Origin of the sequence: Burkholderia sp. AU31652 (assembly GCF_002223155.1) — a bacterium.
In the GTDB taxonomy this organism is placed as follows: domain Bacteria; phylum Pseudomonadota; class Gammaproteobacteria; order Burkholderiales; family Burkholderiaceae; genus Burkholderia.
Map to the genome: position 1 here is coordinate 309,216 of NZ_NKFG01000006.1, position 25,110 is coordinate 334,325.

General features: G+C 67.5%; 25 protein-coding genes. 11 read left to right on the plus strand and 14 right to left on the minus strand.

The annotated features are described in order from the left end of the window. Nucleotides 1-142: 142 nt before the first annotated feature. The gene (locus CFB40_RS31555; protein WP_089433502.1) at nt 143-1,459 is read right to left on the minus strand and encodes a lipase family protein; all 1,317 of its coding nucleotides are present in this window, start codon (nt 1,457-1,459) and stop codon (nt 143-145) included. A 403-nt stretch (nt 1,460-1,862) separates the two neighbouring features. Here CFB40_RS31555 and CFB40_RS31560 point away from each other — a divergent pair, with 403 nt between their 5' ends. The 3 genes from CFB40_RS31560 to CFB40_RS31570 are packed head-to-tail and all read left to right on the plus strand — an operon-like array spanning nt 1,863 to nt 4,134. Next, entirely contained in the window at nt 1,863-2,417 is a 555-nt protein-coding gene (locus CFB40_RS31560; protein ID WP_089433503.1) for a hypothetical protein, read from the plus strand. Continuing rightward, entirely contained in the window at nt 2,417-2,869 is a 453-nt protein-coding gene (locus CFB40_RS31565; protein ID WP_254600221.1) for a hypothetical protein, read from the plus strand. Before CFB40_RS31560 ends, CFB40_RS31565 begins: the two co-directional genes overlap by 1 nt. Beyond that, nucleotides 2,869-4,134, plus strand: a complete 1,266-nt coding sequence (locus CFB40_RS31570) for a hypothetical protein (RefSeq protein WP_089433562.1) — start codon at nt 2,869-2,871, stop codon at nt 4,132-4,134. The genes CFB40_RS31565 and CFB40_RS31570 overlap by 1 nt, the downstream gene beginning before the upstream one ends. Before the next feature lie 90 nt (nt 4,135-4,224). Here CFB40_RS31570 and CFB40_RS31575 read toward each other — a convergent pair whose 3' ends face one another. Then, nucleotides 4,225-4,932, minus strand: coding sequence for a YceH family protein (locus CFB40_RS31575; RefSeq protein WP_089428793.1), 708 nt, complete (start codon nt 4,930-4,932; stop codon nt 4,225-4,227). A 402-nt stretch (nt 4,933-5,334) separates the two neighbouring features. On the opposite strand from CFB40_RS31575, the gene CFB40_RS31580 reads away from it, so the two are divergent. Next, the gene (locus tag CFB40_RS31580) at nt 5,335-6,099 is read left to right on the plus strand and encodes an SDR family oxidoreductase (protein WP_089433505.1); all 765 of its coding nucleotides are present in this window, start codon (nt 5,335-5,337) and stop codon (nt 6,097-6,099) included. 20 nt (nt 6,100-6,119) lie between these two features. On the opposite strand, the gene CFB40_RS31585 is transcribed toward CFB40_RS31580, so the two are convergent. From CFB40_RS31585 to CFB40_RS31595, 3 genes are read right to left on the minus strand one after another with little or no spacing between them, the layout of a single operon-like run. After that, nucleotides 6,120-6,827, minus strand: coding sequence for an MOSC domain-containing protein (locus tag CFB40_RS31585; RefSeq protein ID WP_089433506.1), 708 nt, complete (start codon nt 6,825-6,827; stop codon nt 6,120-6,122). Continuing rightward, nucleotides 6,824-7,720, minus strand: a complete 897-nt coding sequence (locus CFB40_RS31590; protein WP_089433507.1) for a dihydrodipicolinate synthase family protein — start codon at nt 7,718-7,720, stop codon at nt 6,824-6,826. Before CFB40_RS31590 ends, CFB40_RS31585 begins: the two co-directional genes overlap by 4 nt. A gap of 50 nt (nt 7,721-7,770) precedes the next feature. Further along, nucleotides 7,771-8,553: an aldolase gene (locus CFB40_RS31595; protein ID WP_089428789.1), complete on the minus strand. Its 783-nt coding sequence runs from the start codon at nt 8,551-8,553 to the stop codon at nt 7,771-7,773. A 135-nt stretch (nt 8,554-8,688) separates the two neighbouring features. Here CFB40_RS31595 and CFB40_RS31600 point away from each other — a divergent pair, with 135 nt between their 5' ends. After that, nucleotides 8,689-9,231 carry a helix-turn-helix domain-containing protein gene (locus CFB40_RS31600; RefSeq protein WP_089428788.1) on the plus strand — a complete coding sequence of 181 codons (543 nt, stop codon included), beginning with the start codon at nt 8,689-8,691 and terminating at the stop codon, nt 9,229-9,231. Between the two features lie 30 nt (nt 9,232-9,261). Then, a complete protein-coding gene (hutC, locus tag CFB40_RS31605; protein ID WP_069252748.1) occupies nt 9,262-9,999 on the plus strand; it encodes a histidine utilization repressor in 738 nt (245 codons plus the stop codon). 81 nt (nt 10,000-10,080) lie between these two features. Here the strand turns inward: hutC and CFB40_RS31610 are convergent, their stop codons facing one another. Both CFB40_RS31610 and CFB40_RS31615 read right to left on the minus strand, forming a co-directional pair. Continuing rightward, the gene (locus CFB40_RS31610) at nt 10,081-10,929 is read right to left on the minus strand and encodes a phytanoyl-CoA dioxygenase family protein (protein ID WP_089428787.1); all 849 of its coding nucleotides are present in this window, start codon (nt 10,927-10,929) and stop codon (nt 10,081-10,083) included. A gap of 47 nt (nt 10,930-10,976) precedes the next feature. After that, nucleotides 10,977-11,780, minus strand: a complete 804-nt coding sequence (locus CFB40_RS31615) for an ABC transporter substrate-binding protein (RefSeq protein WP_089433508.1) — start codon at nt 11,778-11,780, stop codon at nt 10,977-10,979. A gap of 501 nt (nt 11,781-12,281) precedes the next feature. Between CFB40_RS31615 and CFB40_RS31620 the strand changes: the two genes are divergently transcribed. After that, the gene (locus CFB40_RS31620) at nt 12,282-13,142 is read left to right on the plus strand and encodes a LysR family transcriptional regulator (protein WP_011353685.1); all 861 of its coding nucleotides are present in this window, start codon (nt 12,282-12,284) and stop codon (nt 13,140-13,142) included. A gap of 98 nt (nt 13,143-13,240) precedes the next feature. Here the strand turns inward: CFB40_RS31620 and CFB40_RS31625 are convergent, their stop codons facing one another. The 3 genes from CFB40_RS31625 to CFB40_RS31635 form a co-directional block, all read right to left on the minus strand. Further along, entirely contained in the window at nt 13,241-13,714 is a 474-nt protein-coding gene (locus tag CFB40_RS31625; RefSeq protein ID WP_089428779.1) for a nuclear transport factor 2 family protein, read from the minus strand. Nucleotides 13,715-13,781: 67 nt separating this feature from the next. Next, nucleotides 13,782-14,966: an amidohydrolase family protein gene (locus tag CFB40_RS31630; protein WP_089429211.1), complete on the minus strand. Its 1,185-nt coding sequence runs from the start codon at nt 14,964-14,966 to the stop codon at nt 13,782-13,784. A 103-nt stretch (nt 14,967-15,069) separates the two neighbouring features. Beyond that, nucleotides 15,070-16,269: an amidohydrolase family protein gene (locus CFB40_RS31635; protein ID WP_089433509.1), complete on the minus strand. Its 1,200-nt coding sequence runs from the start codon at nt 16,267-16,269 to the stop codon at nt 15,070-15,072. Nucleotides 16,270-16,722: 453 nt separating this feature from the next. Here CFB40_RS31635 and CFB40_RS31640 point away from each other — a divergent pair, with 453 nt between their 5' ends. Next, the gene (locus CFB40_RS31640; RefSeq protein WP_089428777.1) at nt 16,723-17,370 is read left to right on the plus strand and encodes a glycine zipper 2TM domain-containing protein; all 648 of its coding nucleotides are present in this window, start codon (nt 16,723-16,725) and stop codon (nt 17,368-17,370) included. Nucleotides 17,371-17,597: 227 nt separating this feature from the next. Here the strand turns inward: CFB40_RS31640 and CFB40_RS31645 are convergent, their stop codons facing one another. The 3 genes from CFB40_RS31645 to CFB40_RS31655 form a co-directional block, all read right to left on the minus strand. Then, the gene (locus CFB40_RS31645) at nt 17,598-18,989 is read right to left on the minus strand and encodes an amino acid permease (protein WP_089433510.1); all 1,392 of its coding nucleotides are present in this window, start codon (nt 18,987-18,989) and stop codon (nt 17,598-17,600) included. 106 nt (nt 18,990-19,095) lie between these two features. Then, complete coding sequence (locus CFB40_RS31650) at nt 19,096-20,346, minus strand: NAD(P)/FAD-dependent oxidoreductase (RefSeq protein ID WP_089433511.1); 1,251 nt, start codon at nt 20,344-20,346, stop codon at nt 19,096-19,098. A gap of 31 nt (nt 20,347-20,377) precedes the next feature. Beyond that, a complete protein-coding gene (locus CFB40_RS31655; protein ID WP_089429210.1) occupies nt 20,378-20,731 on the minus strand; it encodes a RidA family protein in 354 nt (117 codons plus the stop codon). A gap of 296 nt (nt 20,732-21,027) precedes the next feature. Here CFB40_RS31655 and CFB40_RS31660 point away from each other — a divergent pair, with 296 nt between their 5' ends. Continuing rightward, nucleotides 21,028-21,663 (plus strand): helix-turn-helix domain-containing protein, encoded by a 636-nt coding sequence (locus CFB40_RS31660; RefSeq protein ID WP_089433512.1) that lies wholly within the window; start codon nt 21,028-21,030, stop codon nt 21,661-21,663. Between the two features lie 143 nt (nt 21,664-21,806). Next, complete coding sequence (locus tag CFB40_RS31665; RefSeq protein ID WP_089428774.1) at nt 21,807-22,316, plus strand: GNAT family N-acetyltransferase; 510 nt, start codon at nt 21,807-21,809, stop codon at nt 22,314-22,316. Nucleotides 22,317-22,566: 250 nt separating this feature from the next. Here the strand turns inward: CFB40_RS31665 and CFB40_RS31670 are convergent, their stop codons facing one another. Further along, complete coding sequence (locus CFB40_RS31670; protein ID WP_089433513.1) at nt 22,567-23,139, minus strand: hypothetical protein; 573 nt, start codon at nt 23,137-23,139, stop codon at nt 22,567-22,569. Between the two features lie 531 nt (nt 23,140-23,670). On the opposite strand from CFB40_RS31670, the gene CFB40_RS31675 reads away from it, so the two are divergent. Beyond that, nucleotides 23,671-25,029, plus strand: a complete 1,359-nt coding sequence (locus tag CFB40_RS31675; protein ID WP_089433514.1) for an aspartate aminotransferase family protein — start codon at nt 23,671-23,673, stop codon at nt 25,027-25,029. Nucleotides 25,030-25,110 lie beyond the last annotated feature (81 nt).

Consider the following 25,110-nt stretch of genomic DNA (forward strand, 5'->3'; position numbering starts at 1 on the left):
CCGGGCGGGACGGTGGCGGGTGGCGGCGGGGGGACCGACGCGGCGGCCTTGCCGCAGCGCGACGCAGATCAAAAGGCAAAAAGAAAAAGGCGACCCGCGAAGGGTCGCCCGGCCATGCACCGCATCGCACGCGGCGTTGCGGCTAGTGCAGCGTCTCGGGCGCCAGCGAATTGCTCGGCAGCAGCGACGTCAGCCAGCAATTGCTCGGCGCGGCCCTCCCGTTGAAACGGTCGTAGAGCCACGGCAGCATGCCGGCCACCCACGGCACGATCGCGCCCGCATGTTCGAGCGGATACTCGTTGTACGTGACCGGCGTGCCGCTGGCGCAGAACTTCTGCGCCAGCGCGCGCACGTCGTACGCCATCATCACGCCGTCGCCCACCTGGCTGCTGAAGGTGCCATCGAGCGCGCCCGCCGTGCCCTGGCCGATGAACATCGGGATCGTCGGCGATGCGGCCAGCCCCGCATTCACCTTGTTCGCATACGTCACGTACACGGGAATGCTGTTGATGTCGTTCGCGTATTGCGGCTTGAACAGCGTGCCCCAGCGCAGCCCCGTGTACTTCGGCAGGATGTAGGCGAGCGACTGGCTCTGGATGTCCTTGAACACGGCGACGCCGGTATCGCTGAGATAGGGCGTCAGGTCGAAGCCGTAGCCGCGCGACAGCCCGGCCAGCGCGGCCGCGGCCACCCCGCCCCACACGATGCTGCCGTCGACGTAGCGCAGGTTGTGCGCGGGATCGACCAGCACACCGCCTTCCGCCGCGCCGACGAGCTGCCTGTTGATCTCGGGCGCATAGCTCGGCGCGAGCTGCGCGGCCCAGTTCGTCGCGATCGCGCCGCCGGAATAGCCGATCATCGCGACCTTGCTCGACGGATTCAGGCCCGTGGACGGCGTATTGAGCGCCGCGCGGATCGAATCGAGCGTCGTCATCCCGTATTCGGGGCCGGCGGCGAAGTCGGCCGTCTGGCCTTCCGTATCGGGCACGATGACGTTGTAGCCGAGCAGCAGCAGCGTCGACAGCGGGATCGATTCCGCGCTGTAGAGCAGCGTGCCGACGTTGATGATCTTGGTCACGTCACGGTCGCCGGCGATCACCTGCGACGGCTCGTCGTACGGGTTCAGCGAATCGTAGGCCGACTGGTACGAGATGGCCTGGCCGTTGCTGACCGGGCTCCGGATCACGGACGTCACGTTGACGACCGGCTGGTTCAGCGCGTTATGGGTGCGATACAGCAACTGCTGCGCGGTCAGCGCGGTGGGGATGCCGGCCACGTGGTAGGTGACGTTGCGCGTCTTGAGCACCGTGCCCGGTGGAATCGATGCCAACGGCGTGGTGCCGGTGTACGTGTAGAACGGGTCGGATACGGCTGGCGCGGCGGCGCTGGCTGCCGGCGCGTTGATGGCCAACGCGGCGGACATCGCTGCCGCGGCCATCATGAAACGTCTGGAGGACATGGTTGGGGCCCCTGGGATAACCTGCTTTCATCGAAGGAAGTTCGCGGTGTTGCAGACCATCGCGTGTGCCGCTTCAAAACCGTTTCCGAGCCATCGACTGTCTCCTGTGAATGAGTAATCCGGCCTGTTCTGAACCTGTAATTTTAGTAGGACTACAAACCGGATGAATTGAAGCACAACGAGCGCGCGCTCGATGGGCGTTTTCGATTGTTTGAAGGTAAACGTCTAAATCGGTCGTCGCGCGATGCAGGGTCGCTCCGGTCATTCGGCCGACTGTCCGCGTGTTGTCGAAGTGCCGTACGATCACGGCTGTCCGGTACCGAAGGCCGCGTCGTGCGATGCCGGCCGCGCCGCATACTGACTGCCTGTAACCGATCGCTCCCTGCCCAACCGATACGCCACGATGACCGTCTCCGAACTGCTCCGCGCCATCCGCCAACCGTATGCCGACCTGCTCGCGAAAGCGGCGGCGCAACCGGCCGTGATCGTCGAACCGGCCTACCGGCGGGCCGACGGCACGCTCGCCACCGAAGGGCCGCTCGCGTTGCCGTGCCGGGCCGACCTCATCGCGACCGAAGGCAAATCGGCCGGCCAGCCGGCGTTGGTCGATTCCGCCACGCAGCTGGCGTTCGAGCCGTTGGCGTTCGACCTCGAAACAGCGGCCGTGTCGATCCGCCCGTTCGTGTGGGACTGGGCCGCGATCGAGGCCGATGGTCTCGACGAAAGCGCGGCCGTCGAGGCGTTCAAGGCGTGGTTCTTCGCGTGGTTCGACGTCGACGACGAGAACACGCCGGCCGAAGACGGCCTGCACGGCATCGCTCACTACCTGTCGGAACCGGTTCGCACGGAACACGGGTGGCGCGTCAACGCGGATCTCGGCTCCGCGCCCGAGACGGCCGTCGAGGATCTGCTGTTCCGGCTCGTCGATGCAGGCGCCACGCGGATCGTGCTCGGTTGATGCCGCACTTCATTCTTCACCGGCCCATCATGAAAAAAATCCTTGCCGCCCTGCTGCTCTGCGCGTCGCTGCCCGCGTTCGCCAAGGTCTCCACCGAGGTGTACTGCTTCAAGTCGGACGGCGACAAGCCCGTGCGCTTCGAGATGCGCACCTACTACGACGACGCCGTCGGCTGGTCAGGCGGCATGGTTCGCTATGCGAAAGCGAAAACGGCGCTGCCGCTGGTGGTCGAGCACGTGGACGAGGAAGTGCTCGCCGAGGGCCGCCCGCGCCAGTTCACGACAACCTGGGTCGAGATGGTCGACGGCAGGATCAACGGGCGCTACGAGATGATGTCGCAGGGCGCGATGATCTATTCGATGACCTATACCAGCGCGCGCACCGGCAAGCAGACCACGTTCGGCAGGGTACTGGACGTCGACGCGTCCGAACAAACCGGGTGCCGCTGGTGATGCGCCCGCTGATCCGGATCGTGCTGGTGATGATCGCGCTGCGCGCGGGAGCGGCCGACGCCGCGCCGCGGGTCGTCTATCGCGGCTTGCTGCAAGGCGCCGGCGAGATCGTGATGGAACTCGACCGCCGCCCGGCGGCGAACGGCACGATCTCGGGTCGCTATTTCTATACGCAGTACGGCATCGACATTCCGCTGCACGGCGACCCTGCGCAGCTCGTCGAGCCGCTCGAGCGCACCGCGTTGCCGGACGACGTGCGCGACATGACGCGATACAGCGACGGCGCCGACTTCGACCATCCAGCGGCAACCTGGCGCGGCACGCAGGACAAGAATGGCTATCGCGGCCAATGGACCGACGCACGCACCGGCAAGACGCGCAGCTTCACGCTGCGACGCATCGCTGAATACGATCCCGACGCGGTCGCGCCCGGCTCCGTCGAAGCCATCACCGACCGCATCGCCGGCGGCGTCGACAGCGGTATCGCCAACGGCGTGGCCATCGACATGCGGCAGGCGCCTTATGCCACGCTGAAGCTCGCCGGGCACGCGCAGCCGGCCGGCCCCGAGATCGGAGACGGCACCGTCGCGTACCGGATGTGGCGCGACCCGCGCACGAGGCTCATGTATCCGCGTCTGAGCCGCCATCCCGATCCGGCGGTCATGGCACGGGTCAACCGCCTGTTCGAGCAGCAGCACTGGCAGATGAATCTCGCCGCGCTCGCATGTGCTTCGACTCGCTATACCGAAGACGGGCCGGCGGCCGGTTCGCTCGGCGGCTACGACGAAGAACAGGTGACGGTCACGTGGCTGTCACCTGCGGCACTCGGCATCGTGGAATCGGGCAGTACGTTCTGCGGCGGTGCCCATCCGAACAATCACTACCATCCGGTCACGTTCGACCTGCTGCGCGGCGCGTATCTCGACTGGAATCGCGTGATCGACGCGACTACGGCGGGCAAGGACGGCGATCCGGGAACAAGCCCCGCGCTGGTGAGCTTCATTACGCGGTTGCGTGACAAGGCGACACACGGTCGGCAAGTAACGGACGGCGAAGGCGAGTGGCTGTCGTGCGCCGACGTGTTCCCCGAGTATCTGGCGTTCGAACTCGATGCGCCCGGCAAGCTGTCGTTCGTCGTATCCGGAATCGGTCACGCGGCGGGCGCCTGTCTCGGGCCGCAACTCGATGTGCCGTTTGCCGCGCTCGCGCCGATCCTGAAACCGGGCGGTTCGCGCTATCTCGTACCCGGCGTCAAGCTGAAGTAACGCGGCGATGCGGGTAGTCCCCGCATCGCGCCCCGACCCGGCCGTGCCGCGACGTGGCCATCCCGTGGCGGGCCACCGCCGCCATCTACATTAGCCCGCGTCGCCTTGCGCGTCGACGTCGATGCCCAACTCGCCGGCCATCCGCAGAACCAGCGCATTCAACCGCGCCACTTCATCCGCGAGGCGCTTCTGTTCGGCCTTCAGCGCTTCGAATTCGGAAGGCGGCACGGAATCCGCGCCGCCGGCCTCCGCGCTCGCGAAATCGGCCAGATTCACTTCGCCGCACATCAGGTGCATCCAGCGGTTCTCGCGCGCGCCCGGTGCACGCGGCAGCCGGACGACGAGCGGCTGCGCACGCGCCGCGAGTTCGTCGAGAAACGCCTCGACCGACGAGATGTCCGCGAAACCGTGCAGGCGCGCGCTGTTCAGGCGCAGTTCGGCGGCCGTCTGCGGGCCGCGCAGCAGCAGGATCGTCAGCAGCGCGATCGCCTGGCTCGGAATGCCGAGCACGCGGTTCATGTTGTGCTCGAAACGCGGCACGCGACTGCTGCTGCCTTCCATCACGATGCTCAGGTGCTTCAGCCCGTCGAGCGCGGTCGTGACCTCATCCTCGCTGACGTTCATCACCGGCGAGCGCGCGGTTTTCTGGTTGCAGCCCGCGGTCAGCGCATTCAGCGACAGCGGATAGGTGTCCGGCACCGTGTGCTGTTTTTCGACGAGCACACCGAGAATGCGGGCCTCGAGGGGCGTGAGTTCGCGAAGGGCGCGTGGCGTGGGCGTATCCGGCGTGGTGTTCATGAGTGGGTCGCAGCGTGCAGCAGGTGAAGGGAAACGGTCGCGGCCCGTCCGGCATCGCGCACGGGCGAGCCATATGATAGCTCGCGTCGCGTGGCCCGGCGCCGCGCGGCGTGCCGGCGCGCGCACTTGCCGCAGCAGGCTTTCGTCCAACGTATCGGCGAGCCCGCGCCGCGCGGCGTCGGATACGCGCAGCCCCGCGGATTCCGCGTCCGCACGCACGGCGGCGTTTGCACGCCCCGCATGCGAGCGCTACGATATGCGTCACCCCGACGTCTGCGGCGCCGCGCGACCGCCATCGCACGCAATACCACGCATCGTCCGTCCCGCACGCCATGCCGCCACGCATGCGCACCGCGCGTCGACGCCGCTCATCCCGTTCACCCCTTCGACCCGTTCACCACCATGACCGCATCCTCTTCCGCCCCGCACGTGCGCGCCATCGTCACCGGACACACTCGCGGCCTCGGCGCGTCGCTCGCCGAGCAATTGCTGCTGGAAGGCGTCGCCGTGCTCGGCGTGTCGCGCAGCCGCCATCCGTCGCTCGCGTCGCAAGCCGGCGACCGTTTCGCCGAAATCGAACTCGACCTGTCGGACACGGCGGCCGTCGCGGCCTGGCTGGCCGGCGACACGCTGCGCCGCTTCGTCGACGGCGCGTCGATCGTGCTGCTGTTCAACAACGCCGGCATCGTCGACCCGATCGGCCCGCTCGCCGCGCAAGACCCGGCGATCGTCGCGCGCGCGGTCGGCGTGAACGTCGCGGCACCGCTGATGCTGTCGGCCGCGCTCACGCAAGCGGTATCGGCCACGACCGAATGCCGGATCCTGCACGTGTCGAGCGGGGCGGCACGCAACGCGTACGCGGGCTGGAGCGTCTACTGTGCGACCAAGGCGGCACTCGATCACCATGCGCGCGCAGTCGCACTCGACGCGAACCGCGCGCTGCGGATCTGCAGCGTCGCGCCGGGCGTCGTCGATACGGGCATGCAGGCGACGATCCGCTCAACCAGCGAAGACAACTTCCCGATGCGCGAGAAATTCGACCAGCTGAAGTCGAGCGGCGCGCTCGCGACGCCCGAGGCGGCCGCGCGACATCTGATCGGCTATGCGCTGAGCGACGCGTTCGGCTCGGTGCCCACCGCCGACGTGCGGGAACTGCCGAGCCACTGAGGCACGCGGCGCGCGGCGCATCATCGTCCTTCGAGCCGCTTCGTCCAGTCTTCGACCTGCCGCTCCGTCCGGCGCCTTTCGAGCATCGTGCGCCAGCCGGGCGGCAATATCGGCACGGCGCACAGCGCATCGAGCGCGGCCATGTCGAGCGTGCGCCGGTACAGCACGTCGAGTACCGTCGCCAGCGACCATTGCGGGTAGCGGCGCTCGTGCAGCGTCAGCACATCACCCAACTCCACCCAGCCTTCCTGCAGCACGCGGTAGTACCAGCCGGTCCGGCCGCTTTGCTGCACGAGCGCGGCCATCCGCGGATGATCGAAGCGCGCGTTCAGCTTCCAGCACGGCTGCCGCGACTGCGACACCTGAAGCACGGCACCGCCCAGCGTGAACACATCGCCGAGGCATACGCCGTGCTCGGTCACGCCGAGCGTCGACAGGTTTTCGCCGAACGCGCCCGGTTGCGCCAGCACGTCGCGCGCGCCGATTTGCGCCGACCACCACGCATAGTGATCGTGCGCATAGTGGTGCACCGCCTTGTCAGGTCCACCGTGATGCCGCGCATCGGCCTGCTCGTCGCCGGCGAAGCCGAGCGTGCCCAGCCACAGACGCGCGTCGACCGGCTGCTTGTCGATCGCGCTGGCGTGCGGCGTGCCGGCCAGCGGCCGGCGCTTGCCGACCCGCACCGCGTCGATGGCGGCGGAGATCAGCGGCCGTGCCGTATCGCTCATGTCGTCACACCGTCGGGCAGCGCCGCGAGCAGGCGTTCGAGTTCGCGCGTGCGCGCGTCGCCGAGCGGCATCAGCGGCTTTCTCGGTTCGCCGGCATCGAAGCCGCGCAGGCGCAACCCGGCCTTCACGGTCACCGGCAATCCGCCGTTGACGATGAACTGCAGCAGCGGCAGCTGCGCATGAAAGACCGTCCTCGCACGCGCCAGGTCGCCCGCCTGCATCGCGTCGAACAGCGCCAGCGGCAACGCCGCATTCAGGTTCGGCGCGGCCGTGCACCATCCGGCTGCACCCGCCGCGAGCGCGGCGAGCGCCATCGGATTGCTGCCGTTGTAGAACGGAATCGCGCCGTCGCTCAGCTGCGCGAGCCGGTGCATCCGCCCGATGTCGCCGGTGCTCTCCTTCACCATCGTCACGTTGTCGACGGTCCGGCAGATCGTCGCGATCAGGTCGGGCGACATGTCGACGCCGCTCGTCGCGGGGTTGTTGTACAGCATGATCGGGATGCCGATGGCAGCGCCGATCGCGCGATAGTGCGCGACGATCTCGTCGTTGGCGAGCTTCCAGTACGACACCGGCAGCACCATCACCGCATCGGCGCCGGCCTGTTCCGCGAAGCGCGCGCGGCGCACCGCGCCCGCCGTGGTGAGATCGGAAATGCCGACGACGGTCGGCACGCGCCGCTTCACCGCACGAATCGACGCGGTGGCGACGGCCTCCCATTCGGCGTCGGCCAGATACGCGCTTTCGCCGGTGCTGCCCAGCGGGGCGATCGCGTGGACGCCGTCGGCAATCAGCCGTTCGATCAGCGCTTCGAGTGCTTTCAGGTCGACGCCGCCGTCAGCGGAGAACGGCGTAACCGGGTAGGCAATGATGCCTTTCAGCAGAATGGACACGATAGGTATTCCTCAATGATGATCTGAGACGAGAACGACGAATCGCCCGCTCATGCGACACAGTCCTGATGCGTCCGCAATGCCCGGCGTGCGTAGTAGTCGAACGTCACCGCATCGCGCTTCGGCTTCGAAATCCAGTCGTGCGCTTCGCGCGCCAGCGCCGGCGGCACCGGCTTGATTTCACCGGCCGCCATCGCGAGCAGCTGCAGCTTCGCGGCCCGCTCGATCAGTAGCGCGAGCATGCACGCTTCCTCGATCGTCTTGCCGACCACGAGCTGGCCGTGGTGCGACAGCAGGATCGCGCGCTTGCTGCCGAGCGCCTTCGAGATGATCTCGCCCTCCTCGTTGCCGACCGGCACGCCGGGCCAGTCCTTCAGGAACGCGCAATCGTCGTACAGCGGGCAGGTATCCATGTGCGATACGACGAGCGGCTGTTCGAGCATCGACAGCGCCGCGACATGCGCCGGATGCGTATGGATGATGCAGTTCACGTCCGGGCGCTCGCGGTAGATCCACGTATGGAACCGGTTGGCCGGATTCGGGATGCCCTCGCCGTCGACGACGTCGAGATCCTCGTTGACGCGCAGCAGGTTCGCCGCCGAGATCTCGTCGAAACCGAGCCCGAGCCGCTGCGTGTAGTACGTGCCGGCGTCGCCCGCGCGGCAGGTGATCTGCCCGGCCAGGCCCGAATCGTGACCGGCGTCGAACAGGATCCGGCACGTGAGCGCGAGCTTCTGCCGCGCGGACCAGCCGCTGTCGCCCACCGCGTTGTCCAGACGCCGCTCCGCCAGCGCGACCAGCGCCTCCTTCGTCAGATTCAGTGTTTCCGCCATGTTCACCTCCTGAATGGATCGGGTCGGGTCGCGCCGTCCGCGGCCGCTTTCCCGGCAAAACATGACACACAATACACCATAGGACACTTTGTGTCATGCGTTACAATCGGTTTTTCGAAGGACACCTGGCGCCCCATGACGATTCGCCTGAAGCTGCTCAGAAAACAGAAGGGCTGGACGCTCGACGTGCTGGCCGACGAGACGGGCCTCACCAAGAGCTACCTGTCGAAAGTCGAGCGCGGCCTGAGCGTGCCGTCGATCGCGGTCGCGCTGAAGCTGTCGAAGGCACTGAACGTCGACGTCGAGCAGTTGTTCTCGGAAAGCCACAACCGCGAGCTGATCACGGTCACGCGCGCCGGCGAGCGCACGGCGATGGGCGCTGCAGCCGACAGCCAGGCCCACCGCTTCGAAAGCATCGCGGCCGGCGTCGCGCCGAAGAAGATGCTGCCGTTCGTCGTGCATCCGCCGCACGAATTCGTCGCGTCGACGTTCCGCGAGCACGAAGGCGAGGAATTCCTGTTCGTGCACAAGGGTCGCGTCGAAATCGAATTTCCGAACGAGACGGTGCAACTCAAGGCTGGCGATTCAGTCTATTTCAACGCACTCATCCCGCACCGCACGCGCAGCCTCGGCACCGCGCAGGCGGAGATCGTGGTCATCGTCAGTCACGACGACTAGCATCGTCACCTTTTCGCGCAAGGATCCCCGATGGTCACGAAGGCCACCGCACCGTTCCAGCAGATCAAGACGCTCGTTCGCCAGAACGTCGAAGCGGGCGACTGGCGCCCGGGGGACCGCATCCCGTCCGAGCTCGATCTCGCCGCCCAGTTCGGCGTCGCACGCATGACGGTCAACCGCGCGCTGCGCGAGCTGACCGAGGAAGGCGTGCTGAAGCGCATCGCGGGCGTCGGCACGTTCGTCGCCGAAGTGAAGCCGCAGTCGAACCTGCTGATGATCGCGCACATCCGCGACGAAATCCGCGCGCGTGGGCACGAATATCGCTGCCGCGTGCTGAGCCAGTCGAGCGAGCCCGCGTCGTTCGATGTCGCGGCTGCATTCGGCCTGCCGGTCAACACGCCGGTGTTTCATGTGGTGTGCGTGCACGAGGAAAACGGCCGCCCGATCCAGCTCGAGGATCGCTACGTAAACCCGGCCGCCGCGCCCGGCTTCATCGACCAGGATTTCCAGGTCGAGCCGCCGTCCGAGTACCTGTTCAACAACGTGTCGCACGACGAACTGGAGATCGAGCACGTGGTCGATGCGTCGCTACCGACCGGCGAACAGGCGCGGCTGCTCGACATGCGCGCCGACGAGCCGTGCCTCACGCTCACGCGCCGCACCTGGACGAACGGGCAGCCCGTCACGTTCGTGCACTTCCTGCACCCGGGCAACCGCTACCGGCTCGGCTCGCGCTTCAAGCCGGGCGCCGGACGCCACCCGACCTGATCCTGTTCCCACAGTAAAAAGCGCGCGGCGGCCGTTTCGTCAGGAAACGGCCGCCGCGTCCGTCACGCACACCCGCCCGCGTCAGATCGCGCGGGCCTGCCCCGCGTCACGCGACCACACGACAGGAAACAGCGGGTGATCGAGCGGCGCGCCGTCGGCCAATTGCTCGGCGAGCCCCGGGAAATCGGGCGACGTCTTCCAGCGGCGCGGCGCGTGACGGATATCGTCGCCGACGAAGCGGATCGAGAACGCACGCCGACGGTTCTGCGTCCCCCCCGACGCGTGCAGCGTGAGCATCCGGAAACACACCATGTCGCCGGGCTCGAGCGCCCAGTGGCGGATCGGAAACGCCGCGCGGTCGCCTTCGATGTCGGGCAGGTCAGCCAGGCTCCCTTCCGGGAACCACTTCGCTTCCTTGTCCATGAACGTGCGCGGCATCAGCCACGGCCCGAGATGCGAGCCCGCGACGAATTCGAGCGTCGATTCGAGCGGCACCGGATCGACCGGAATCCACATGCTGACGTTGTCGTCGCCTTCGATGTTGTAGTACGGCTGGTCCTGGTGCCACGGCGTGCGCTGCCGCGTGCCGGGCTCCTTCACGAGCAGGTGGTCGTGATGCAGTCGCACGTGCTCGGTGCCCATCAGCGCGGCGGCGACTGACGGCGCCGGCGAGCGCACGATGAAGTCGCGATACGCGTCGTTGTGCTGCCAGTTGCAGAAATCCTCGAAGAACCAGCCCGGATCGTCGGGCCGGCTCGCGACTTTCGCGCGCTCGCTCGGCTGCGCGAGATTCGTGTCGATGCCGGCGCGCAGCGCGGCGACTTCGTCGGGCGAGAAGATGCCCTTGATGCAGACCGCGCCTTCCTCGCGGAACGCGGCGATCAGTTCGGGCGTCACGGCTTGCGCGACGCGGTCCTGGATACTCGTCATGGTGTGCCTGTCGATGGAGTGAATCACGGAATCACGCAATCACTGATTCACGGTGCGGAAGTCAGTTGCTGCTTCGCGCCGTAGATGTCGAAGTCGAAATATTTCGCGGCGATCTTCTGGTACGTGCCGTTCGCGCGGATCGCGACGATCGCGTCGTTCAGCCGCTTCTTCATCGCTTCATCGCCCTTGCGCACGCCCATCGCGACGCCGTAGCCGGTGATCCGCACGTCGGTCACGTCGGGGCCCGCGAACGCATAGCCCTTGCCGCGCGGCGTTTTCAGGAACGAGTAGCCGGCCTGCGTCTTGTCCTGGAAAGTCGCGTCGAGGCGGCCGTTGACGAGATCCTGGTACACCTGGTCCTGGTTCTGGTACGAGACGATCGTCACGCCCTTGGTCGCCCATTCGGCCTTCGCGTACGCCTCCTGCGTCGTGCCCTGGTCGATCCCGACGCGCTTGCCCGCGAGCGACGCGGCGGTCGGCAGCAGCGTCGAGCCGACCGGCGCGACGAGCGCACCCGGCGACGCGTACAGCTTGTTCGAGAAGTCGATCTGCTTGAGCCGCTCGTCGGTGGCCGTCATCGCGGACATGATCACGTCGAACTTGCGCGCGCGCAGCGCCGGAATCATCCCGTCGAAACCCTGCTCGACCCACACGCACTTCGCATGCAGTTGCTCGCAGATCGCATTGCGCAGGTCGATGTCGAAGCCGGCGAGCGAGCCGTCGGGCTGCTTCGCCTCGAACGGCGGATACGTGGGGTCGATGCCCCAGCGGATCGTCGACGTGTCCTGGGCGAACGACGCGAGCGGTGCGAACGCGAGCGCGGTAACGAGAAGCTTTGCAGTGCGGTTCATGGTGCGTCCTTGTAGGTCTCGACGCGGCGGGCGAACGCCGGCGTCCGGTGGGGAGCGGTGCGCGAAAGGCAGGGACTTCGATGAAACTGCGTTGCAGTCTAGACCGCTCAATTTTTGAGTGCAAGCGGGGGAAACGGGAATAGAGAGGCGGTGAAGGCGGGGGCGAACCTGAAGGCTAGTGCAGTGGCTGGTCTACGGATAAAAGAGTGGTTTTTGCGTGTTTACCCTGCGCGATGCACATCCGACACACAGCGTATTTCCCCGGATATTCGCGAGCGGCGACGTCTACACAGGCGATTGACGCAGCACTTTCCAAGCGCGGTTCAGACCGCTCGAGCAAAGCGCCCTATACCGCCACTGGAGTATGCGCCAGACGCCTCAATAGCCCCCGCGACGCCGCGCCGGGTCCGGCGAAACCGCGATTGCCCACTCCGTCCGGCCATGTTAAAAGTCGTCGCACGCATTTGGAAATGAAATGTTCGAATCCACAGAAGTGTATAAATGAATAGACCCCTGTTCGACCTCGACCTGCTGCGCGCACTCGTGATGGTCGCCGACTGCGGCAGCTTCACGACGGCGTCCGCGCGTCTGCATTCGACGCAGTCGACGGTCAGCCAGAAGGTGCGCCGCCTCGAGGAAATCGCCGGGCATCGCCTGCTCGACCGCGGCACGCGCGACGTGCGGCCGACCGACGCGGGCGTGACGGTGCTCAGCTATGCGCGGCGCATGATCGCGCTGAACGACGAGATGCTGGAAGCGTTGTCGGGCGCCACGGTCGCGCTGACGATCCGGCTCGGCGTGCCCGACGATTTCGCGGCGGGCCGCACGACGCACGCGCTCGCGGCGTTCAAGCGCGCGCATCCGCAAGTGAAGCTCGAAGTGATGTGCGGGCTAAGCCGCGACATCAGCGCCGCGTACGACCGCGGCGAGCTTGACCTCGTGCTGATCAAGCAGCGTCGCGACAGCCGCGAGGCCGTGGTGCGCTGGCCCGAGAAGCTGCGCTGGATCGACAGCGCGAAGCATCCGACGATCGACCTCGACCCGGTGCCGATCGTCGTGTTCCCGCCGCGCGGGCTCTATCGCGACGACATGATCAAGGCGATCGAGGAACGCGGCCGCCGCTGGCGGATCAGCTTCACGACGTCGAGCCTGAGCGGCATCCAGGCCGCCGTCGCGGACGGGCTCGGCATCAGCGTGCTGCCCGCGCGCGTGGTGACGGACGAGCACGTCGTGCTGACCGCGAAGCAGGGCTTCGCGCCGATCGAGCACATGGACATCGCGATCCTGCACCGGCCGACGGCCGACCCGATGGTCAGCGAACTGACGAAGGCGCTCGCGACGATGCTGGAATTGGAGGAGTAGCAAGCAGGCCGGATGCGGCGGCAACGTGAAGGACGCCGCGGCACTGCCGATACGACGAGATCGCGGGCGCGTCGACATGCCCGAGCGCCCGGCCCTCGTCAGAACATCGTGTTCCCGTTCGCGGCCTGCTCGGGCACGGGTTGATTGACGTCCCAGTGCTCGACGATCTTGCCGTTCTCGAGCTTGAAGATGTCCATGATCGCGCTGCCGCGCGTGCCGGGTTCGCGCACCGCATGCACGTGCAGGATCACGTAGTCGCCGTCGACGAACGAACGCTTGATCTCGCTGTGCGACTGCGGATATTTGTCGCGCAGGAACGCGACGAACTTGCGGAAGCCGTCGCGGCCGTCGGCCGCGTTCGGGTTGTGCTGCACGTAGCGATCGCCGACGTACGCGAGCGCGGCGTCGGCGTCCTTCTCGTTCAGGCCTTTTTCATAGAACGCGAGCACCGTCCGCCGGTTGGCTTCCTGCTGTGCGTCGGTTGGGCCGGCCGCCACCGCGTGCGCGGCGCTCACGGCGAACAGGGCCGCCGCCATCCATCGTGCGGCCCGTGCCGCTGTCGTGCGTCGCATCGTCGTCTCCCGGGCAATCCCGCTGAAAACCCGATCATACCGGGGCGACGCTGCGCTCACGCTTCACTCAGACCAGCGCGCCGTCGCGCGCGACGATCTTCCCCGACGACACGACGAGCCGCCGCACCGGTCGCGCAACGACAGCCTCGGCGAACGTCAGCGCGTCGACGAGCACGACGTCCGCGCGACTGCCCGGCTGCAGCCCGTAACCGTCGAAGCCGCAACCGCGCGCCGCGCCGTGCGTCACGCAGTCGAGCGCGACTTCGAGCGCATCGTCGCGACGGAAATCGTTGCGCATGCCGATCAGCATCGCGCGTTCGAGCATGTCGGGCGACCCATACGGCGTCCACGTATCGCGCACGCCGTCGTTGCCGCCGATGACCGTCACGCCCGCTGCACGGCACGCGGCTACCGGCGGCACAGGCACCGCCGCGGGCGCGGTCGTGACGAGCCCGACGCCGAGTTCGGCCATCCGCGCGAGCAGCGCATCGCGCTCACGTTCGGCGATATCGCCGAGACAGAACCCGTGGCTGATCGTCACCTTGCCCTGCATGCCGTGCGTAGCCGTGCGCTGCAGGATCAGGTCGAGCGAATACGCGCCCATCGATCCGCGCTCGTGCAGATGAAGGTCGAGCCCGCGGCCGTGGCGCTCGGCGATTGCGAACAGCACGTCCACCGCTTCGACCGGATCGCCTTCGATCGCGCACGGATCGAGCCCGCCGAGCAGATCGGCGCCGGCGGCCAGCGCTTCGGACAGCAGCACATCGGTGCCCGGCCGCTTGAGCACGCCCGATTGCGGAAACGCGACGATCTGGATCTCGACCTGCCCGCGCAGCGTCTCGCGGGTCGCGAGCACACCGTGCAGATGCCGCAGCCCGGCTTCGGTATCGATGTCGACGTGCGTGCGGATGCGCGTCGTGCCGGCCGCGAGAAACGCGCGCGCCAGCGCGAGCGACGCGGCGCCGGCGTCATGGCCGCTCGTCGCGCGATAGTGGCGCTCGTTCTCGATGCGGTCGACGAGGCGCGGCCCGACCTGGTTGCGATACCACGGCATCCCCCAGTGCGTCTTGTCGAGGTGCGTGTGGCCTTCGACGAGGCCGGGCAGCGCGAGCGCGCCTGCGCCGTCCTCGATCGCGCAGCCGGCGGGCGCGTCGAGCGACGGGCCGACACGCACGATGCGATCGCCTTCGATCAGGATGTCGAGCGCGGCGTCGGCGTTCGGGCGGACGTTGCGGATCAGCAGGTTCGTCATGTCGGTTCCGGTAAGGTCGGTCAGTGCAGTCAGTGCAGTCAGTGCAGTCAGTGCAGTCAGCGTGAAGCGGGCACGGCGCATGCCGTGCCGCCGGTCAGGTCGGTCAGCGCGTGAAGCGCAGCGCGGGAGCGAACGGCGCGCCGGTGTCGCTTTCACCGCGACGGTACACCCAGCGCTCGGCCGGCACGCCCGCGACGGCCGCCGCCGCATTCGGCGCACGCACCGCGACGAACGTCGCATCGCAGCCGACTGCAATTCCGTAGTTATCCTTGCCGATCACGCGAGCGCCGGCGTGCGTCGCCATGTCGAGCGCGATGCCGAGCGCTTCGTCGGTGTAGAAGCCCGACCGATAGCCGACCATCATCGCGCGCTGCAGCATGTCGCCGTTGCCGTACGGCCACCAGGCGTCGCGGATGTTGTCGTTGCCCGCGAACACGAGCACGCCCGCGTCGCGCAGCGCCTGCACCGGCGGAAACGCGCAGTCGCCCGGCGCATTCGTCAGGATCGACACGCCGGCGTCGGCCAGTGCCGCCGCCGTGCGCTGCACGTCGTCATCGCTCACCTGGCCGAGCGCGTACGCATGGCTCACGTTCACGCGGCCACCGAGCCCCGCCGCGCGCGTGCGCGCCGCGATCCGCAGCAGCTGCGCGATGCCCGTTTCACCAGGCTCGTGCAGGTGGATGTCGATCTTCGCGCCGCGCTTCTCGGCGATGCCGAACACGATGTCGAGCTGGCCGTCCGCATCGCCGTCGAGCGTCGTCGGGTCGATCCCGCCGACCACGTCCGCACCTTCGCGCACGGCCGCGTCGAGGATCTCGGCGGTGCCGGGGCACGTGACGACGCCGGCCTGCGGAAACGCAACCAGTTCGATATCGACGATCCCGCGCCATTGCTCGCGCGCGGCCATCACGGCCTGCAGGTTCGACAGGCCGGTGGTTGCATCGACGTCGACGTGGCTGCGCATCGCGACCGTGCCGAATGCGGCGGCCTGCGCGATCAGCGCATTCGCGCGTTCGACGATCGGCGGCGCGGCCGCGAGCTGGCGCTTCTCGACCGCGAGCCGCTCGCGCAGCGTGCCGACCGGTTCGTGCGGCACCCAGCGATCGCCGACGAAGCTCTTGTCGAGGTGGATGTGACCGTCGACGAAGCCGGGCAGCACGACGCGGCCGTCGAGGTCGATCGTTTCCGCGCCGGGCGCGGCGGCGCAATCGGCGCCGATCGCGGTAAAGCGGCCGTCACGGACGACGAGATGGATGGGCTGGCCGCCAGCGTCGACGGCGTTGATGAAGATACGATCGGTCATGGCTCGGAATGTGGGGCGGTCGCGGCACGTCGCCGGCGCGGACAGGGGAAGGCACAGCAGCCGGCACGGCGCGACCGTTGGCAGGGAATCCGGCCACGATATCGGACGCCGTCGCCCGAGGCCAATTAAATGTCGCGATGCCGCGCATTCGATTTCGCGATGCGCGGCGCGCGCGGCCGCCGGGCCTGGCACGGCGATGGGGCGGGATCGCGGGGAAAGCGACGGAAAAACCGAAGGCCGCGCAGCGTCGGCATCACCGGAATGCGGCCGTCTCGCGCCCTTGCCGGGACTCGCTTCAACGCCCCGCCGGCGCGACGATTTACGCGGCAACAGACTTTACACGTTGTTACCCGGCCGCACCGGACGCGCCTCCGGCCATTCCTTATACTCACGCCGAGTTCGCCACCCGTTCCGGTATTCGTCGGCGAACCCGTTGCCGATGCAGGAAACATCATGATGCGCATGCCTTCCACGAAGACCGTTCTGTTCGCCTCGCTCGTCGCCGTCGCGGCGCTTCCGCTGACCGCCTGCGTCGCGCCGGGTTACTACGGCGCGCAGCCGGGGTATCCGCAGCAGCAGCAATACGCGACGCCCGGCTACGCGCAGCCCGCGTATTCGCAACCGGGTTACGTGCAGCAGCAACAGCCGTATCCGAACCAGGCGCCGCAACCGTACGACCAGTACGGCAACCCGCAGCAATACGGATCGCAGCCGTATGACCAGTACGGCAATCAGCAGCAGTACGGCAACGGCTACGGCACGCAATACGGCACGGTCTCGAACATCCAGCCGGTCAACGGCTCGGTCGGCCCGTCGGGCGTCGCCGGCACCGTCGTCGGTGCGCTGGTCGGCGGCCTGGTCGGCAACCAGTTCGGCCGCGGTCACGGCCGCGATGCGGCCACCGTGATCGGTGCACTCGGCGGCGCGGTGGCCGGCAACCAGATCGGCCAGCAGATGGGCGCCGCGCAAGGCCCGAGCAGCTACCGGATCGACGTGCAGGTCAGCGACGGAACGATGCGCTCGTTCGACGTGCAGTCGCCGGGCAACCTGCGTCCGGGCGATCGCGTGCAGATCAATGGCAATCAATTGTCGCGTTATTGATTCCGATGCGGTGCGCCTGACCTGATCGGGCGCCTCGTCGCGCGTTTGGCGTCGGGCACCGGTTCGGCGCGACGGCGCGCCTGTTTCACCTCGCTCTCGTTCTTCGTGCCGACGCGGCGCGCATCACGCGCCGCCGACACTGCCGCTGCGCCTTCGCACCCGTCTCCAACGCGTGCCATCGCACGGCCACTCCCCCGCACCAACAGCCGCGACTCAGCGCATCACCATCAAACGCGCTCGACGCCAAGCCCGACACGCGTCGACCGCGCAGCCGCCTGCAGGTGCCGCGAACGCCGATAAATGATCGCCATCAACGCCATCACCGCCGCGCCGGCGTACAGCGACCCGCGCGTCGACGGATCGACGCCGAGCATCACGAACACGAACGCGACGAACACGAGGCAGATCCACGACGTGACCGACGCGTACGGCATGCGGAACGCCACCGTCTCGCCGCGCGCGGCCAGCGCGCGCCGGAACCGCATGTGGGTCAGCACGATCATCGCCCAGATCACGGCCACGTCGAACGACAGGAACGACATCAGCCAGCCGAACACGCGTGCCGGGATCACGTAGTTCAGCACCACGCCGACCGACATGAACAGCACGGTCGCCCGCACCGCGCGCGACGGCGACCCGCTTGCGCTCAGCGCCGCGAACGACGCGGGCGCGAGGCCGTTGCCGGCCATGCTCGACAGCATGCGCGCGCCGCTGAACACGATGCAGTTGAAGCTCGACAACGCGGCCGTCACGACCACGAAGTTGACGATGCCGGCGGCCTGTCGCAGCCCGAGCGATTCGAACGTGGTCACGAACGGGCTGCCATGCTCGCCGAGCTCGTGCCACGGATACAGCGCCATGATGATGAACAGCGCGCCGACGTAGAAGATCAGGATGCGCCACAGCACCGAGTTGATCGCACGCGGAATCATCTTCTGCGGCTCGCGCGCCTCGCCGGCGGTGAGGCCGATCATCTCGACGCCCGCGAACGAATACGCGACGATCGGCAGCGCGCTCACGACCCCGAGCACGCCATGCGGAAACACGCCGCCGTGGCGCCACAGGTTCGACAGGCCGACGGGCTCGCCGCCATGGCCGATCCCGGTGAACACGATCAGCGCGCCGCCCGCGATCATCAGCACGATCGTCACGACCTTCACGATCGCGAACCAGAACTCCAGTTCGCCGTACACCTTCACGTTGAGCAGGTTGAACGCCGAGATCGCGGCGATCGCCGACACGACCCACAACCACTGCGGCACGTCCGGAAACCAGAAGCCCATGTAGATGCCGATGGCGGTCGTCTCCGCGACACCGACGCCGACCATCAGCAGCCAGTAGCTCCAGCCGACCACGTAGCCGGCGAACGGCCCGACGTATTCGAACGCATACGCACCGAACGAGCCGGACACCGGCCGGTGCACGGCCATCTCGCCGAGCGCGCGCATGATCAGGAAAATCATCGCGCCGCCGATCAGGTAGGCGACGAGCGCGCCGGGCCCGGCCGCCTTGATCGCGGACGCCGAGCCGAGGAACAGGCCGACGCCGATGGCCATGCCGAGGGCCATGAACGAAATCTGGCGCGCGCCGAGTTCGCGCCGCATCGTGTGCTGTTGCATGTTGTCTCCAGTCGTTGATCGTCGCGGCGAGCCGGGTCGGCCGGCCGCTGGATGGAGCGGCCGGCGTCGTGTGCCGGCCGCCCTGCTGCAGCGCACGGTCGCCGGTTCAGCGGCCGTGCAGAAAGCGTTCGACGCGAAACGGCGTCGGGTCGACGAACGGCTGCGTGCCGGTCATCAGGTCGGCGACCAGCCGGCCGGTCACGGGGCCGAGCGTGAAGCCGTGATGCGCATGCCCGAACGCGAACCACAGATCGCGGTGGCGCGGCGCCGCACCGATCACGGGCAGCATGTCGGGCGTGCACGGCCGGCGGCCGAGCCACGGCGCGCCGTCGACGCGCGCGCCGAGCGGAAACAGCTCGCGCGCGACCGGTTCGACGGCGACGAGCTGGACGGGCGTCGGCGGCGTATCGCAAAGCCCGAGCTCGACGCCGGTCGTCAGGCGGATGCCGCGCGTCATCGGCGTGATCAGGAAGCCGCTGTCGGCATCGAGCACGGGCCCGTTCAGCCGCGCGCCCGGCTGCGCCGCGTAGTGCATGTGATAGCCGCGCTTGACCGCGAGCGGCAGCGTGTAGCCGAGCCGTTCGCACAGCAGGTCCGACCACGGCCCGAGCGCGACGACCGCCGCGCGCGCATCGACCGGGCCTTGCGCGGTGTCGACGCGCCAGCCGTTCGCGGCCGACAGCGTCAGCGCGTCGCCGGTCAGGATGCGACCGCCGAGCTGCTCGAAGTGGCGCGCATACGCGCTCACGAGTGCATTCGGATCGCTGATCGAATCGGAGCCCGTGTAGCGCAGCGCGCCCACCAACGCGCGGCTCAGGTTCGGCTCGGCGACGCGCAGCGCGGCCGCATCGAGCGCGTCGAAGGTCACGCCGTATTCGGCGCGCCAGCGCTCGGCGGCGCGCGTTTCCGTATCGCGCGTCGCGGCCGTGCGGAACACCTTCAGCCAGCCGCCTTCGCGCAGCAATGCGCCGGCGCCGGACGCTTCGATCAGCGCACGATGCTCGGTCACGCAATGTTCGATCAGCGGCGCATACGCGCGTGCGATCTCCGCATGGCGCGCCGGATGCGAGTTGCGCCAGTAGCGGTACAGGAACGGAATCAGTTTCGGCAGCGCGCCGACGTGATAGCGGACGTCGGGCGAGCGGTTGCACGCGTATTTCAGCAGCGTGCCGAAGCCGCGCGGAAACGCATACGGATACACGCCTTCGCGCTGGATCAGCCCGGCATTGCCGAGCGATGTCTCGTTGCCGGGCGCCTTGCGGTCGACGAGCGCGACCGACAGGCCGCGTTGTTGCAGATGCACGGCAACGGACACGCCGATCATGCCGCCGCCCAGGACGAGCGTGTCGAATGTCATCGGGAGTTCCTCGGGGCGGGCGGTGCCGGCGTCAGGCGAGCGCGGTCACGGCGATCTCGACGTCGAGACCGGGTTTCATCAGCAACGCCTGCACGCAGGCGCGGGTCGGCGCGTGGCCGGCCGGCACCCAGGCGTCCCACACCGCATTGAATGCGTCGAAGTGCGCGGCATCGCTGAGCCATATGTTGGCCGTCAGCACGCGCGTCTTGTCGACGCCGGCCGAGGCGAGCAACGCATCGATGCGCGTGAGGATTTCGGTCGCCTGCACGGCGATCGGCGCACCGGCCGTATCGGGCACCTGGCCGGCCAGGTGGACGAAGCCATTCGCGATCACGACCTGGCTCATGCGTGCGCTCGTCTGCAGACGTTGGATTTCACTGGACATGATGGTTTGCACCTTCGCAAGGCCGGCCGCGACCGGCCGGGAAAATAAATGGCTGGGAAAGCCGCTGCCGTGTGCGGAATCGTCGGGCAACCGCCGCACGGGCGAGCTGTGCCGATACGCACACGTGTCGTTCACGCCGGCCGCACCAGTCCCGCGAGTTTCGCGCCGTCCGATGCTAGAGTGGCCGTCACGCCCACCGTCGGCGATTTCGACGAAAATTATCATATACGAGAAAATTTATTCTCGTATACGACAAAACCCGTATTCACGTCACGTACGCCGCGCCCCGTATCCGCATGCCCAAAGCCACCGTCCCCGTTCCGCCGCCCACCGACGCCGCGCCGCAGCTCGACCACCAGACGGTCGGCGCGCGGCTGCGCGACGCGCGCAAGTCGCGCGGCCTGACGCTCGCGCAACTGTCCGAGCGCTCCGGCATCGCGGTGTCGACGATTTCGAAGGCCGAGCGCGGCGACATCGCGCTCACCTACGACAAGTTCGCGGCGCTCACGCATGCGCTCGCGCTCGACTTCGACACGATGTTCGGCCGCCCGGCGCCCGCCGGCGCGATGACGCCGTCGTTCACGCCGGCCGGCCAGCAGATGGTCTATGACACGCCGAACTACGCGTACGGGATGCTCGCGAACGACCTGACCGGCAAGCGGATGGTGCCCGTGCGCGGGCGCATCCATGCGCGCAAGCTGTCGGACTTCGCCGACTACATCCGGCACAGCGGCGAGGAGTTCGTGTTCGTGCTGAGCGGCGAGCTGGAGCTGCGCTTCGAGAACGGCCATGCGTACCGGCTCGGCGCCGGCGACAGCCTGTATTTCGACAGCGCGGTCGGGCACGTGTACCTGAGCCTCGGCGACACCGATGCCGAGGTGCTCGCGTGCTGCGTCGACGGCGATGCCAGGCGGCCGCGCGACGCGATCTGACGATCTGACGATCTGAATGCGATCACGCGGCGGTGCCGAACGTCGCCGCGCAACACCGGGATTCCTATTACGATAAGGACGATGCATCCCGCGGCCCCAGCGGCTCGCGCCGGCATGCACGACCTTCAACCGGAACACCCCCGATGACGATCACCACCCGCCTGCTCGAAGCGGCCGACGCCGCCCGTTTCCAGACCGTTCGCCTGCGTGCGGTCGACACCGCCCCCACCTCCTTCCTGCCGACGCTCGACGAAGAGTCGCAGGTGCCGGTCGACGAATTCGCGACGCGCATCACGCCGACCCGTGAACGCGCCGTGTTCGGCGCGTTCGACGGCGATACGCTCGTCGGCATCACCGGCGTGCGCCGCGATGCGCGCGTGAAGATCGCGCACAAGGCGACGATCTGGGGCGTGTTCGTCGATCCCGCGTATCGCGGGCAAGGCATCGCGCAAACGCTGCTCGAAAGCGCGACCGCCCACGCGGCGCGGGAATGGGACTGCAAGCAACTGATGCTGTGCGTGAACGAGGTCAACGCCACCGCGGAGCGGCTGTATGCGTCGCAAGGGTTCGTGCGGTTCGGGACGGAACCGCGCTCGATGTTCGTCGACGGGCGGTTCTATGACGAGCACCACATGGTCAAGACGCTGGCGTAGCGTGCCGCTGCTGCGAACGGGAAGCGCCAGGCACCGCCAAGCGAGCACCCACTCACCGGCACCGCGCGTCGACGCTTCCGTCATTCGCAGCGACGTCGGCACACCATGGACCGGCGCCGAACACACGTCGAACGCAACAGCCCGACTGTGAGCACACACTAACTTTCCATGCAATACGACAGCGGCCAGTCGTGCCGCTGTCGGTTTATGCGCAAAAACTTTTATTGCAGCAACCCGGCCAGCCCAATCCTTACTTGCCTACCGCCGCCACCCTGCCGCCCGGGACCGTATCGTCCCCCGCCGACGCGACCGGTTCGAACATCAGCACCAGATCGCCCCGGTAGCTTCCGTTGACCCCGGCTGCCCCGCGCGTAGCCGGCGCATTGGCATGGATCGTCAGGTTGCGGGTTTCGTCGTAGCCATTGATGCCGGGCTTGACCAGGGTGAGCGTGCGCGCGCCGTCGTGCGCGATGTCCGCGCCGCCGGCCTTGTCCGCCAGCACGACCTTCGCGTCGGTCATGTCGTAGCGGCCGTTCGACAGCCTCAGCGGCTGCAGCAGCGCGACGCGGACGTCGGGATTCGTCGTGTAGACGCGGATCGGCAGCGTTGCGCTGAACGTCTGCGGCGAGCCGTCCGTCGCATTCAGCTCGACCACGCCATGGGCGGCCGCATCGCCCGATGTCGACACGAACAAGCTGTCGCCAATGTGCGCCGTCAACCGGATCGTCTTGACGACGGCGTGCGGCGACGTCGGGCCCGCCTGGGCGATGCCGGTGAATGCAATGCATGCGCCCGCCGCGATGATGTATTTGCCGATCTTCATTTTTCTATTCCGTATTCAGGCCGTTTCGTGAAATCCGAACGCCGCCCATTAGCGGTTCGCTTCGGACAAAACATTCCGCCCATTGCATTCAAATTCGATATTCCAGTATCTCGAAATTTGAATGCAATATCCCCGTGGAATGCCATTTCCGCCATCGCGCGCATGGGGCCGGCAATGCCCTTTCGCCGGCCTGCCCACCCTGCCGTCACCCTCCCGTAAGGCAGTATTCACCTAGCCATGTGGACATATTCACGCAACGACATGCGTCAACGATAGGTTGCGAAAAACCGGAATCAAATACATGGAAACCTTTATGCCGATTTCCGTTTTTTATTTACCTATGCTATCTACCAATCAAATTGAATCGAATGGAAAAAATGAGCCGGGTCTTCGTGCTGCTCGCACTTCAACATGCGCATCATTGAATCGCCGCGTCCGAGCACCTGCGTCCGCCTCGGTAATTCCGCCTCTATTCAGCCCCCCGCGCTCCGCGCTATCGTCTTCGTCATCCTCACAGCCCAGGAGCTGCCTTTGCCTTCCCGCCACGGAGTCGACCTCATCCGCGCCCGCGCGCTGTTCGATCGCGAGCGCCGTGCATTCACCGAAGCCATGCCGGTCTCCCGCGCCCTGTCCGCGGAAGCGTCCGAGCACTTGCTGTTCGGCGTGCCGTTGCACTGGATGCAGGACTGGTCGACGCCGTTCTCGCTGTATGTGAAGGAAGCGCGCGGCGCGACCTTCACCGACGTCGACGGCCACCGCTACGCCGACTTCTGCCTCGGCGACACCGGTGCGATGTTCGGCCATGCGCCCGAACCCGTCGCGCGGGCACTCGTCGAGCAGGCCACGCGCGGCTACACGACGATGCTGCCGAGCGAGGATGCCGCGTGGGTGTCGCGCGAACTCGCGCGCCGCTTCCGGCTGCCGGTCTGGCAATTCGCGCTGAGCGCGAGCGACGCGAACCGCTTCGTGCTGCGCTGGGCGCGCGCGGCCACCGGCCGCAACACGATCGTCGTGTTCAACGGCTGCTATCACGGCACGGTCGACGACGTCTTCGTCGATCTCGTCGACGGCCGCCCCGTGCAGCGCGACAGCCTGCTCGGGCAGTCGTACGACCTGCTCGCGAACACGCGCGTCGTCGAATTCAACGACCTCGCCGCGCTCGAAGCCGCGCTGAAAGGCGGCGATGTCGCCTGCGTGCTCGCCGAGCCCGCGATGACGAACATCGGGATGGTGCTGCCCGATCCGGGCTTCTGGGAGGCCGCGCGCGAACTGACGCGCCGCCACGGCACGCTGCTCGTGATCGACGAAACCCACACGATCAGCAGCGGCCCGGGCGGTTATGCGGTCGCGCACGATCTGGAGCCGGACATGCTGGTGGTCGGCAAGCCGATCGCGGGCGGCGTGCCGTGCGCGGTGTACGGATTCAGCGCCGAATTCGCGGAACGCGCGAAGCAGGCGAAGCTGAACGCGCCGCCCGGCCACTCGGGGATCGGCACGACGCTCACCGCGAACATGCTCGCGATGCATGCGATGCGTGCGACGCTCGCCGAAGTCGCGACCGACGCGGCCTATGCGCACATGTTCGAACTCGCCGCGCGGCTGGCGACCGGGCTCGAGCAGGCGATCGCGAAACACGAACTGCCGTGGTGCGTGACGCGCATCGGCGCGCGCACCGAGTTCCAGTTCGCCCCCACGCCGCCGCGCAACGGCACGATCGCCGGCGCGCAACTCGACAGCGAACTCGAGCACATCGTGCACCTGTACCTGCTGAATCGCGGCGTGCTGATCACGCCATTCCACAACATGATGCTCGTGTGTCCGCAGACGACGGCCGATGATGTCGACCGGCTCGTCGCGCAGTTCGACGCGTGTCTCGGCGAGCTGGTGTGATGGCGTGACATTCGCGGCAGGCAACACATCGCGCGAGCGCGGCCACGATGTGTTGCCTGCGGCTGCGGCGTCGCTCGTGTC

What these genes read in the sequence shown, in the direction of transcription:
- CFB40_RS31555 (WP_089433502.1), bottom strand. Translation starts at nt 1,459, where the DNA reads ATGTCCTCCAGACGTTTCATGATGGCCGCGGCAGCGATGTCCGCCGCG.
- CFB40_RS31560 (WP_089433503.1), top strand. Translation starts at nt 1,863, where the DNA reads ATGACCGTCTCCGAACTGCTCCGCGCCATCCGCCAACCGTATGCCGAC.
- CFB40_RS31565 (WP_254600221.1), top strand. Translation starts at nt 2,417, where the DNA reads ATGCCGCACTTCATTCTTCACCGGCCCATCATGAAAAAAATCCTTGCC.
- CFB40_RS31570 (WP_089433562.1), top strand. Translation starts at nt 2,869, where the DNA reads ATGCGCCCGCTGATCCGGATCGTGCTGGTGATGATCGCGCTGCGCGCG.
- CFB40_RS31575 (WP_089428793.1), bottom strand. Translation starts at nt 4,932, where the DNA reads ATGAACACCACGCCGGATACGCCCACGCCACGCGCCCTTCGCGAACTC.
- CFB40_RS31580 (WP_089433505.1), top strand. Translation starts at nt 5,335, where the DNA reads ATGACCGCATCCTCTTCCGCCCCGCACGTGCGCGCCATCGTCACCGGA.
- CFB40_RS31585 (WP_089433506.1), bottom strand. Translation starts at nt 6,827, where the DNA reads ATGAGCGATACGGCACGGCCGCTGATCTCCGCCGCCATCGACGCGGTG.
- CFB40_RS31595 (WP_089428789.1), bottom strand. Translation starts at nt 8,553, where the DNA reads ATGGCGGAAACACTGAATCTGACGAAGGAGGCGCTGGTCGCGCTGGCG.
- CFB40_RS31600 (WP_089428788.1), top strand. Translation starts at nt 8,689, where the DNA reads ATGACGATTCGCCTGAAGCTGCTCAGAAAACAGAAGGGCTGGACGCTC.
- hutC (WP_069252748.1), top strand. Translation starts at nt 9,262, where the DNA reads ATGGTCACGAAGGCCACCGCACCGTTCCAGCAGATCAAGACGCTCGTT.
- CFB40_RS31610 (WP_089428787.1), bottom strand. Translation starts at nt 10,929, where the DNA reads ATGACGAGTATCCAGGACCGCGTCGCGCAAGCCGTGACGCCCGAACTG.
- CFB40_RS31615 (WP_089433508.1), bottom strand. Translation starts at nt 11,780, where the DNA reads ATGAACCGCACTGCAAAGCTTCTCGTTACCGCGCTCGCGTTCGCACCG.
- CFB40_RS31620 (WP_011353685.1), top strand. Translation starts at nt 12,282, where the DNA reads ATGAATAGACCCCTGTTCGACCTCGACCTGCTGCGCGCACTCGTGATG.
- CFB40_RS31625 (WP_089428779.1), bottom strand. Translation starts at nt 13,714, where the DNA reads ATGCGACGCACGACAGCGGCACGGGCCGCACGATGGATGGCGGCGGCC.
- CFB40_RS31630 (WP_089429211.1), bottom strand. Translation starts at nt 14,966, where the DNA reads ATGACGAACCTGCTGATCCGCAACGTCCGCCCGAACGCCGACGCCGCG.
- CFB40_RS31635 (WP_089433509.1), bottom strand. Translation starts at nt 16,269, where the DNA reads ATGACCGATCGTATCTTCATCAACGCCGTCGACGCTGGCGGCCAGCCC.
- CFB40_RS31640 (WP_089428777.1), top strand. Translation starts at nt 16,723, where the DNA reads ATGATGCGCATGCCTTCCACGAAGACCGTTCTGTTCGCCTCGCTCGTC.
- CFB40_RS31645 (WP_089433510.1), bottom strand. Translation starts at nt 18,989, where the DNA reads ATGCAACAGCACACGATGCGGCGCGAACTCGGCGCGCGCCAGATTTCG.
- CFB40_RS31650 (WP_089433511.1), bottom strand. Translation starts at nt 20,346, where the DNA reads ATGACATTCGACACGCTCGTCCTGGGCGGCGGCATGATCGGCGTGTCC.
- CFB40_RS31655 (WP_089429210.1), bottom strand. Translation starts at nt 20,731, where the DNA reads ATGTCCAGTGAAATCCAACGTCTGCAGACGAGCGCACGCATGAGCCAG.
- CFB40_RS31660 (WP_089433512.1), top strand. Translation starts at nt 21,028, where the DNA reads ATGCCCAAAGCCACCGTCCCCGTTCCGCCGCCCACCGACGCCGCGCCG.
- CFB40_RS31665 (WP_089428774.1), top strand. Translation starts at nt 21,807, where the DNA reads ATGACGATCACCACCCGCCTGCTCGAAGCGGCCGACGCCGCCCGTTTC.
- CFB40_RS31670 (WP_089433513.1), bottom strand. Translation starts at nt 23,139, where the DNA reads ATGAAGATCGGCAAATACATCATCGCGGCGGGCGCATGCATTGCATTC.